At 45.1% G+C, this 9,249-nt stretch carries 8 protein-coding genes; 5 read left to right on the top strand and 3 right to left on the bottom strand.

Going from position 1 to position 9,249, the window contains the following annotated elements:
* Positions 1-712 precede the first annotated feature (712 nt).
* The 3 genes from gntK to MKY23_RS28575 form a co-directional block, all read right to left on the bottom strand.
* On the bottom strand, positions 713-2,260 hold the full coding sequence (gene gntK, locus MKY23_RS28585) for a gluconokinase (RefSeq protein ID WP_253498852.1): 1,548 nt from the start codon (positions 2,258-2,260) through the stop codon (positions 713-715).
* 53 nt (positions 2,261-2,313) lie between these two features.
* Positions 2,314-3,675, bottom strand: a complete 1,362-nt coding sequence (locus MKY23_RS28580; protein ID WP_154960412.1) for a gluconate:H+ symporter — start codon at positions 3,673-3,675, stop codon at positions 2,314-2,316.
* Positions 3,676-3,970: 295 nt separating this feature from the next.
* Entirely contained in the window at positions 3,971-4,645 is a 675-nt protein-coding gene (locus tag MKY23_RS28575) for a GntR family transcriptional regulator (RefSeq protein WP_339834320.1), read from the bottom strand.
* A gap of 643 nt (positions 4,646-5,288) precedes the next feature.
* On the opposite strand from MKY23_RS28575, the gene rpmH reads away from it, so the two are divergent.
* The 5 genes from rpmH (at position 5,289) to mnmE (ending at position 9,234) form a co-directional block, all read left to right on the top strand.
* Positions 5,289-5,423, top strand: a complete 135-nt coding sequence (gene rpmH / locus MKY23_RS28570) for a 50S ribosomal protein L34 (RefSeq protein WP_019914530.1) — start codon at positions 5,289-5,291, stop codon at positions 5,421-5,423.
* 267 nt (positions 5,424-5,690) lie between these two features.
* The gene (rnpA, locus tag MKY23_RS28565) at positions 5,691-6,041 is read left to right on the top strand and encodes a ribonuclease P protein component (protein ID WP_090923602.1); all 351 of its coding nucleotides are present in this window, start codon (positions 5,691-5,693) and stop codon (positions 6,039-6,041) included.
* 74 nt (positions 6,042-6,115) lie between these two features.
* Complete coding sequence (locus MKY23_RS28560; protein WP_090923601.1) at positions 6,116-6,994, top strand: YidC/Oxa1 family membrane protein insertase; 879 nt, start codon at positions 6,116-6,118, stop codon at positions 6,992-6,994.
* Complete coding sequence (jag, locus tag MKY23_RS28555; protein ID WP_154985154.1) at positions 6,991-7,692, top strand: RNA-binding cell elongation regulator Jag/EloR; 702 nt, start codon at positions 6,991-6,993, stop codon at positions 7,690-7,692. Before MKY23_RS28560 ends, jag begins: the two co-directional genes overlap by 4 nt.
* A 165-nt stretch (positions 7,693-7,857) precedes the next feature.
* The gene (gene mnmE / locus MKY23_RS28550) at positions 7,858-9,234 is read left to right on the top strand and encodes a tRNA uridine-5-carboxymethylaminomethyl(34) synthesis GTPase MnmE (RefSeq protein WP_090923599.1); all 1,377 of its coding nucleotides are present in this window, start codon (positions 7,858-7,860) and stop codon (positions 9,232-9,234) included.
* Positions 9,235-9,249: the final 15 nt, after the last annotated feature.

The raw sequence follows: 9,249 nt of genomic DNA, 5'->3' as shown, positions 1-9,249 counted from the left end.
AGACTGTCACTCCTTTTACATGTTCCAAGTGTGGCTTAAGCCATGATGCAGTGTCGAAATACGAGATATATTGCCGAATTTATCCCCAAACCCCCACAGGTCAAAAACAAAAAAAGAAGGAACAACGGAAAATTGTTCACAACTTTATCCACAGGCTGTTGATAATATTATGGGTCAGATCACATATTCACATCCAAAAGTAATACAATCATAGCAAAAGAAGCCCCGCATTTCAACGTATGGCGAGATTTTATCCACAAATTCAATAACTTGTGTATAATTTTTAGTCACAACACAATATATTGTTTATAAATTGTTTAATTTTCGACAGCATGACCTAAAGCACCAAAAACTTTTATACACAGGATATCCGTCGAAAGATGCTAAATGATGTGCAAAAGTCGACTTGCGATGTGAATAACTTCGCTGTGGATAAACTGAAAGTGAATTGAAGTGAGTAAGTGGGAAAATGAGAAGAATAGTAATTAGTCCTTTTCAACCTCATGAGGTGCTAAGTCGTAAAAAGGTGAGGTTTTGGATTGCTGAATGCTCATAAAGTGACTAAAAAGGGATGGCTGATTACATCAAAAGTGACCATGAGGAAATAATTGAGGTAGACCACAAGTATGGATGTGCTCATGGGTAGAGACAAAATGACATCAAAAAGAGGGAGACCCCGCAGCCGTTTTATGGCTGCGGGGTCTCCCTCTACTTATATATGAAGCATAGACATTTTGCGTTGGAGTTCTGCAATGTCTGCATATTCCTCTTCAAGTTTACGTGAAATGCGAATGTAAATCGGCAGCAGCTCCTGATAGAGGGAGGCATGTTCTTTGACTGGCGTATGCCGGTGAGTTGTGCCTATCATTGAGGAAACATCTTCAAGAGACTTGATTCGTCCCGTAGCATACAGGCCTAGAACAACGGCACCGAGGCATGAACTTTCAAAGCTCTCAGGCACAACGACTTCCTGATTAAAGATGTCGGACATCATCTGCCGCCACAACGGCGATCGTGCAAACCCACCCGTCGCTTGAATTGAGGTGGGTTGCCCGATCTGTTCCTCCATGGCAAGCAGAACGGTATAAAGGTTGAAAATAACCCCTTCAAGTACTGCACGAATCATGTGCTCTTTCTTATGATGAAGGGTCAGTCCAAAAAAAGAGCCACGGGCATCTGGGTTCCAGAGTGGAGCACGTTCGCCCGAGAGGTACGGGTGGAACAGCAACCCTTCGGAGCCGGGTGGAACACGTTCTGCAATTTTGGTCAGTACATCGTAGGAGTTGATGCCGAGGCGTTTCGCTGTTTCCACTTCCGACGCGGCGAACTCATCCCGTACCCAGCGGAACAGCATTCCACCGTTATTCACAGGCCCACCTACAACCCATAGTTTTTCCGTCAGGGCATAACAGAAGGTACGTCCTTTCGGATCGGTCACAGGGCGATCAACGACAGTACGAATGGCTCCACTCGTTCCGATGGTTGCGGCGACGATGCCCGGTTTGATGGCGTTAACACCAAGGTTGGATAGTACCCCATCACTTGCGCCGATTACAAAAGGCGTGGAGGGGGAAAGAGCCATTTTTTCAGCCCATTCAGGATGCATTCCCTCTATTGTATAAGTCGTCGGTACAAGCTTCGATAGATGATTCGGTGTGATCCCTGCGATATCCAGTGCTTCCTGATCCCAGTCCAGTTGCTCTAGATTCAGCAGTCCCGTACACGAAGCGATGGAATGATCGACGATATATTGCCCAAATAGACGGAAGAAAAGGTACTCTTTGATCGAAATAAACTTTGCCGTGCGTTCGAATAGTTCTGGCTCGTCATGACGAAGCCACATCAATTTGGTCAGAGGTGACATCGGATGAATGGGGGTGCCTGTGCGTAAATAGACTTGATGACCGACACCATTTTCTTGCAGCTTGGCGGACCAAGCTGCGCTTCGATTATCGGCCCAGGTGATGCAGCGCGTTAGCGGATGATCGTTCTGATCCATGGCGATGACACTGTGCATGGCTGAACTGCAGGATACAAAGAGAATCTGGTTAGCCGAGACTCCGCTCTGGGTCATCACGCCGTGTACAGATCGGATGGCTGCCTGCATAATTTCATCCGGGTCTTGTTCTGCAACATCCGGAGCAGGTGTGTATAGCGGATATTCCTGAGTGGAGGTCGTGATTACCTCGCCTTGCTCTGTGAATAACACGGATTTAGTGCTGGTTGTTCCAATATCAATTCCAATCATATAATTGGTCATTCGTTCGTCCTTCTTTCGATTTTTTATATGAGAAAAAGGATGTTAGCGTCCAATCACACCACTGTACTTAGTAGCAAAATAAAGATCAATCCAACCACAGAAAGTAGTGTTTCCATAACAGTCCACGTCTTGAGTGTCTGAGCAACACTCATATTAAAGAACTCCTTAATCATCCAGAAGCCTGCATCATTAACATGGGAAAGTACAAGGGAGCCTGCCCCCGTGGCAAGTACAACCAGCTCAATGTTAGCTCCTGGTGTAAGAGCGAGTACTGGAGCAACAATACCAGCAGCTGTAGTCATCGCAACCGTAGCTGAACCAGTAGCGACACGAATCAGTGCAGCTACAAGCCAGGCAAACAAAATGACATTAATGTGTGCATTTGTGGCGAATTCTGCAATGGCATTACCAACGCCGCTATTAATCAGCACCTGTTTGAAGGCACCGCCGCCTCCGATAATGAGAATAATGGTAGCTGTTGGGGCCAGACATTCACTGGTGAAGCGTGAAAGTTCATGTTTGGTGAATCCGCGGGCAAAGCCGAGTGAAAAGAGGGCAAAGACAACAGAGATCAACAAAGCAATAATCTCATTGCCGATAAACTCACTAAAGACGGTAAACCCACTTGTTGCATCAGGATCAACGATGTTTGCAATGGATCCAATCAGCATCAGGATGACGGGCAGCAGAATCGTAAACAATGTAATGCCGAATCCGGGCAAATTAATGTTTTTCTTAGACGAGAACTGTTCAGCCAGTTCAGCTGGTGGTTCGGTGTGAATTCTTTTGCCGATAAATTTACCGAATACCGGTCCAGCAATAATCGCAGTAGGGATGCCTACAATTAAAGAGTACAGAATTGTTTTTCCCAGATCCGCATTGAAGGCTTCAATGGCAATCATCGGTGCTGGATGTGGTGGAACAAGCCCATGAACTGTGGAGAGACCGGCCAAAATAGGAATACCGATCTGAAGCAGGGACATATTGGTTTTGCGGGCTACCGTGAAGATGATCGGAATCATTAGAATGACACCAACTTCAAAGAAAACAGGAATACCTACAATGAATCCAACAATCATCATAGCCCAGTGCACACGTTTCACACCGAATCGGTCAACAAGAGTCGTCGCAATCTGCTCGGCACCGCCAGATTCAGCCATCATTTTACCAAGCATGGTACCAAGTCCGATGACGATAGCGATCGTGCCTAAAGTACCGCCAAGTCCGCCCGTAATGGAGGAAATGACGTCAGCTGGCTTCATACCTGCAAGCAAACCAAGCATTAATGCAGATAATAAAAGGGTGATAAAGGGGTTCCATTTATATTTGGAGATTAAGAGGATCAGGAAGATGATGGCGATCAACGTCCAGATCAGCAATGTAGCATTATGGGATAATCCGAAAATCGTGCTCATGATGTAATTACTCCTTTGTCTTGGGATAAACGCTTACAATGAAAGCAGTGATAAAAAAATTAGCATCTTGATGATCTGATAACAATGTAATGAAGCAAACTACCTTATCATGTCCGGAAAATGAAAAAAATCGCATTTTGTATACTTGTCGACAAGTTATGTGGCAATCATTCACGTCCTTGACGCTGGATTGATTGCCAACTCTATGGTCACTCATAAGAAAATCTGTACGCAACGCTTTCGGTTCTAACAAATACCAAGATTTCTGACAACGGTATACTGTAAGAACTCAAGTTTAAAATTCAAAGCTTTCGTGTAACGTTTGGCCAGAGTCTTTAAAATATGTGCGTACCCCGTGCTGGATCAGAGCTTTGTCCCCTGATTCCAGAGCAGTTGCAAGGGAGCGGTGTTTTTCAATTACAGCACTTACTTTGGACTCACCTTGGGCAAATACTCTGCGCGTAGTAAGTAGCATGACCGTCATCACGACATATCTGATGCTCTTCCACAGGTGTGAGATACGGGTATGGGAGGCTGCCTCGACAATGGCCTCGTGAAACGTAAGATCCTGATAAGCAAATTCGACAGCATCTTGATGTTTGCCAGCGAGTTGCATTTTGTCGATGATATTGCTCAGCTGCGTAATTAGCGCTGGAGGCACATCTGCCGCTAGCCGTTGCTGTACAAAGCTTTCAATGAGAAAACGCACATCATACAGTTCTTCGACATCCTTCATATTGAGGCCCAGGATGACAACGCCCATCCGTTCAAGCCGAATCAGCCCTTCATTTGACAACGTTCTCAATGCTTCGCGAACAGGCGAGCGACTGCTGTCAAAATCAGCAGCAATTCGATTTTCCGACAAAATTTCCCCAGGCCGAAGGGTTCCGTTGATGATTCTCAGCCTTAATTCGCAAGCTATGGCCTCACCGCGAGATGCTCCTTGAAGCCAGGAAGATGGAAATTGCATATGGCTAACGCTCCTAAATTAAGTAATTCGTACGTTAGAATCATAACACAATGTGCTACACCTCAGAATTCAATCTATTGTCGAAAAGTCAAAATTACTGAATGTACACACAAGAGTTGATGTGTACTGCTCTCGTATCGCAATTCGATCTAGTGTCGATTGCTTGCGAAATAAAAACGGTAAAAAAAACAAAAGGTATACTTGTATACAAGATGCTGATTTCCATCCTACACCTTTCTTAAAACGTTGTAAACCTATACAGTGAAGCGGATACATCACGCGTTATTTTTGCAAACTTCAACCTATTATTCTTTATCCACATGTGAATAACTTAAAACAGGAATACAGATTTCATTACATATTATAAGAAGTGTGGATAACGGAAGAAGATGAAGAAATCAGCTCTTTTTCGGAGGTTGGGGATAACTTTTTTGATGATTTTGTGGCTGTATTATTGGGGGAAAATCTCTAGGATAGAGTGGCATGTTTTTTGAGCGCTGGAAAGCATATGAAAAAGAGGGAGGGAGGCGTCGCTTTTCAGTTGACTTTTCCAATTGGACGTGGTTAAATATATAAAGGTGTTTTCTGTGAAGATGAAAAGGATTCATCACATAAGTATTTCCTTGTAAGGAGGTGCAATACATTGAGACCTACATTCAAACCGAACGTTAGCAAGCGTAAAAAAGTTCATGGTTTCCGTAAAAGAATGAGCACAAAAAACGGCCGTAAAGTTTTGGCTGCACGTCGCCTGAAAGGCCGTAAAGTCCTGAGTGCTTAATGCATCTGAAGACCACCGAGGTGGTCTTTTTTTTCTTAAAACGGGATTATTCAGGCTGGTTATATAGCGTAATTCAATGCTTTATAGCTGTGAAGAAGCGTACCAGTTAGCTAATCATAATTGTTGGTTAAGTTTCTCTTTTTCAGAAACTTTCCTTATATACAAGTTGTCGCCAAGACGGTTTACCGTCGATTAAGAAAGCCTATACTAAATTAGTAATGATACCTCCGTCAATAACGTTGATGAAGGACAGCAAGGAGAAGCGCCGTGTATAAAAGACTGCGTCTGCGAAACCGTGCGGATTTTAGCCGTGTATATCGGTTTGGAAAATCGTTTGCCAATCATCAATTCGTGGTGTATGGCTGCCGCCGTAAAGATACCGAACAATTCCGGGTGGGCGTATCCTGTAGCAAAAAAATAGGAAACGCTGTCGTGCGTAACCGGATGAGACGCATGATCAAGGAAATTGTACGTCATCATGAACAAGAGATTGTTACGCAGATGGATTTGATTTTCATCGTCCGCAAAGGTGCATTAGGCATGCCTTATAAGGAAATGGAAAAAAGTCTGTTGCATGTACTGCGTAAGGCCTCCCTGTTGAAGTCGTGCAAGCGGTAAGCTTCGGTTTATTTGTCCTCCTAATTATGGTATGATTTACGGTGGAATGGAATGGTTAAGAGAGGGGTTATGAAGTGTCGCGATTGAAGACATCTAAGGGGAAGTGGATTCTCCTCATTGCAGTCATTGCAATGGTCACTGTACTCGCCGGATGTACTCCACAAGGTGCAGGGGTTACAACGGAAGATCTGAAGAATAGTGAATCATTCTGGCAAGCCAATGTCGTGTACTGGTTCTCACTGGCGCTCGATACATTCGCTAACTGGTTTAGCGGTGAATATGGACTGGCTGTCCTGGTGATGGTGCTTATTGTACGGACATTGATTTTACCATTGACGATGAAACAGGTCCGCAGCTCCAAAGCGATGCAGGCCATTCAGCCGCAGCTGAAGGAGATTCAAGCCAAGTATAAAGATACACCTGAGAAAGTTCAGCAAGAGACGATGAAATTGTTTCAGGAGAACAAGGTTAACCCGATGGCCGGCTGTCTGCCTCTTATCATTCAGATGCCGATTTACATCGCACTTTATAACTCCATTTACGGAAACTCCAGTCTGAGAACGCATGATTTCTTGTGGCTCCAACTGGGATCACCGGATCACCTGTTTATTTTGCCAGTGCTGGCTGCCATCACAACGTTCATTCAAACGTGGATGATGATGCGTATGAATCCTGCACAGCAGATTGGCCCAATGCAGTTCATGCTGTGGGTGTATCCGATTTTGATTTTTGTTATGTCATATCAGTTCCCGTCAGCGTTGCCGCTTTACTGGTTCTACAGTAATATCTACACCATCGTGCAAAACTATTTCCTTTACCGGAATAATGATAAAGTTGTGGCCGAGGTCAACGTGAAGCAAAGCAGCTCTTCCAAAAATGGAGCTAAACGCAAAAACGGTGGCAAGGCAACCGTCTCTGGGAAAGGGTCGAAAGGGGCCAAAAAATCGAAATGACCACAGTCATTACGTCAGGAAAAACCGTTGAAGATGCTGTAAACCAAGGATTGGCTGAGCTTGGCGTGAGCCGGGACAAGGTCGAGATACAAGTTTTAGAGCAGCCGTCAAAAGGATTCCTGGGTTTGTTCGGGGTGAAGGCTGCTAAAGTTGAAGTGAGCTTGTTGCCCGTACCCGAAGCTGCACCGCAGCCGATCAAACCAGCCACACCTGAACCTGAGATTGAAGCATTACTTGAGGGTGTAGCAGTCCATAATCCCTATGAAGAAGCGGCTGCGTTTTTGAAAGAGGTTGCGGCAGGTATGGGGTTGGATGTGGAAGTGCATATCAAGAAACAGCGGGATGGTCACATCTTCAATATTTCCGGGGAAGACCTCGGCATGATTATTGGTAGACGTGGACAGACGCTGGATGCTCTTCAGTATTTGACCAATATCGTAGCCAATCGGTACTCGGAAAGCTTCGTTCGCATCGTACTTGATGCGGAGAACTTCCGTCAGCGCCGGCGGAAAACGCTTGAAGATCTAGCTGAACGATTGGCTGGACAAGCAATCCGTACAGGTAAGGAAGTTGTGCTAGAGCCGATGCCTCCGCTTGAACGTAAAGTGATTCATGCCAAACTGCAAAATCACCCGCAGATTAAGACCTTAAGTAAGGGCGAAGAGCCCAATCGGCGTGTGGTTATTACGTTGAAATAACACGCAATTGATGACGCAATGGCTGCCTGCCCGGTGCAGAAGCCATTGCTTTTTTCGTACCGAAGCATATGCGATAGTAGTGTACCCATTGAGTTGAATATGTGTTGGCGTTCTCCGGAATGGGATGGATGACAACTTCATTATAGAGAGTAGGGAGAGATCACAATGATTAGCGATACGATTACAGCCATATCTACGGCGGTTGGTGAAGCCGGCATAGCCGTTATTCGCGTCAGCGGGCCGGATGCGGTGACCGAGACAGAGAAGATTTTCCGTAGCAAAACACCTTTGACTCAGGCACCTTCCCATACAGTTCATTACGGTCACATTATAGATCCTGGCCATGGTGAAAAGATTGAAGAGGTATTGGTCACGGTGATGCGTGCGCCTCGTTCCTTCACCACAGAGGATGTTGTTGAGATTAGTGCACATGGTGGTGTCGTATCTGTTAAGCGGGTGATGGATCTGCTACTGCAGCTGAACATCCGTTTGGCTGAACCGGGTGAATTCACGAAACGTGCCTTCCTCAATGGACGAATTGACTTGTCCCAAGCAGAAGGAGTCATGGATCTGATTCGTTCGAAGTCGGATCGTGCCTTCTCGGTAGCATTGAAGCAGGTAGAAGGTAAACTCTCCTCCAAGTTGCGTGATTTGAGATATACATTGGTAGAGACACTGGCTCATATCGAAGTAAATATCGATTATCCTGAGCATGATGTGGAATCATTAACGTCTGAATTTATAAAAGAAAAATCCAGTGAGGTTATGGCTGAGATTGATAAGTTGCTCACTACGGCAGAACAAGGCAAAATATTACGTGAAGGCATCACGACAGCAATCGTTGGAAGACCTAACGTAGGTAAATCCTCATTAATGAATACACTTGCGCAAGATAACCGGGCCATTGTGACTGATATTCCGGGTACGACCCGGGATGTCATTGAAGAATTCATTACAATAAACAATATCCCTTTGAAGTTGCTCGATACAGCAGGGATTAGGGAGACAATGGATGTTGTTGAGAAGATTGGGGTCGAGCGCTCACGTTCAGCTGTCAATGATGCGGATCTGATTCTGATGGTTGTGAATGCGGCCGAGCCTCTTCATCAGGATGAGATTGAATTGCTGGAACAAATCCGCGGTAGACAATCAATTATCATTATGAATAAAATGGACTTAGCGCCACAGATTGACCGTGACGTCTTGCTCCGTTACATTCCGGAGGAGCGGCTTGTTCCGATGTCTGTGAAGGATGATCTGGGCGTTGATCGATTGGAAGACGCCATCTCGACACTGTTTTTCAGTGGAAAGCTGGAGTCTGCTGACTTGACGTATGTAAGTAACGTTCGCCACATTGCCTTATTGAAAAAGGCAAAGCAATCTCTGATTGATGCGTATGAGGCTGCGGATCAGTTTGTTCCGATTGATATGATCCAGATCGATGTTCGTTTGGCATGGGAGCAGCTTGGAGAGATCGTGGGAGATACAGCACATGACGCATTAATAGATCAGATTTTCTCCCAGTTCTGCCTAGGAAAGTAAATCATTTGATCGTTT

This window comes from Paenibacillus sp. FSL R7-0272, from assembly GCF_037969905.1.
GTDB lineage: Bacteria > Bacillota > Bacilli > Paenibacillales > Paenibacillaceae > Paenibacillus > Paenibacillus polysaccharolyticus.
This window is presented reverse-complemented; position numbering and strand designations above follow the sequence as displayed.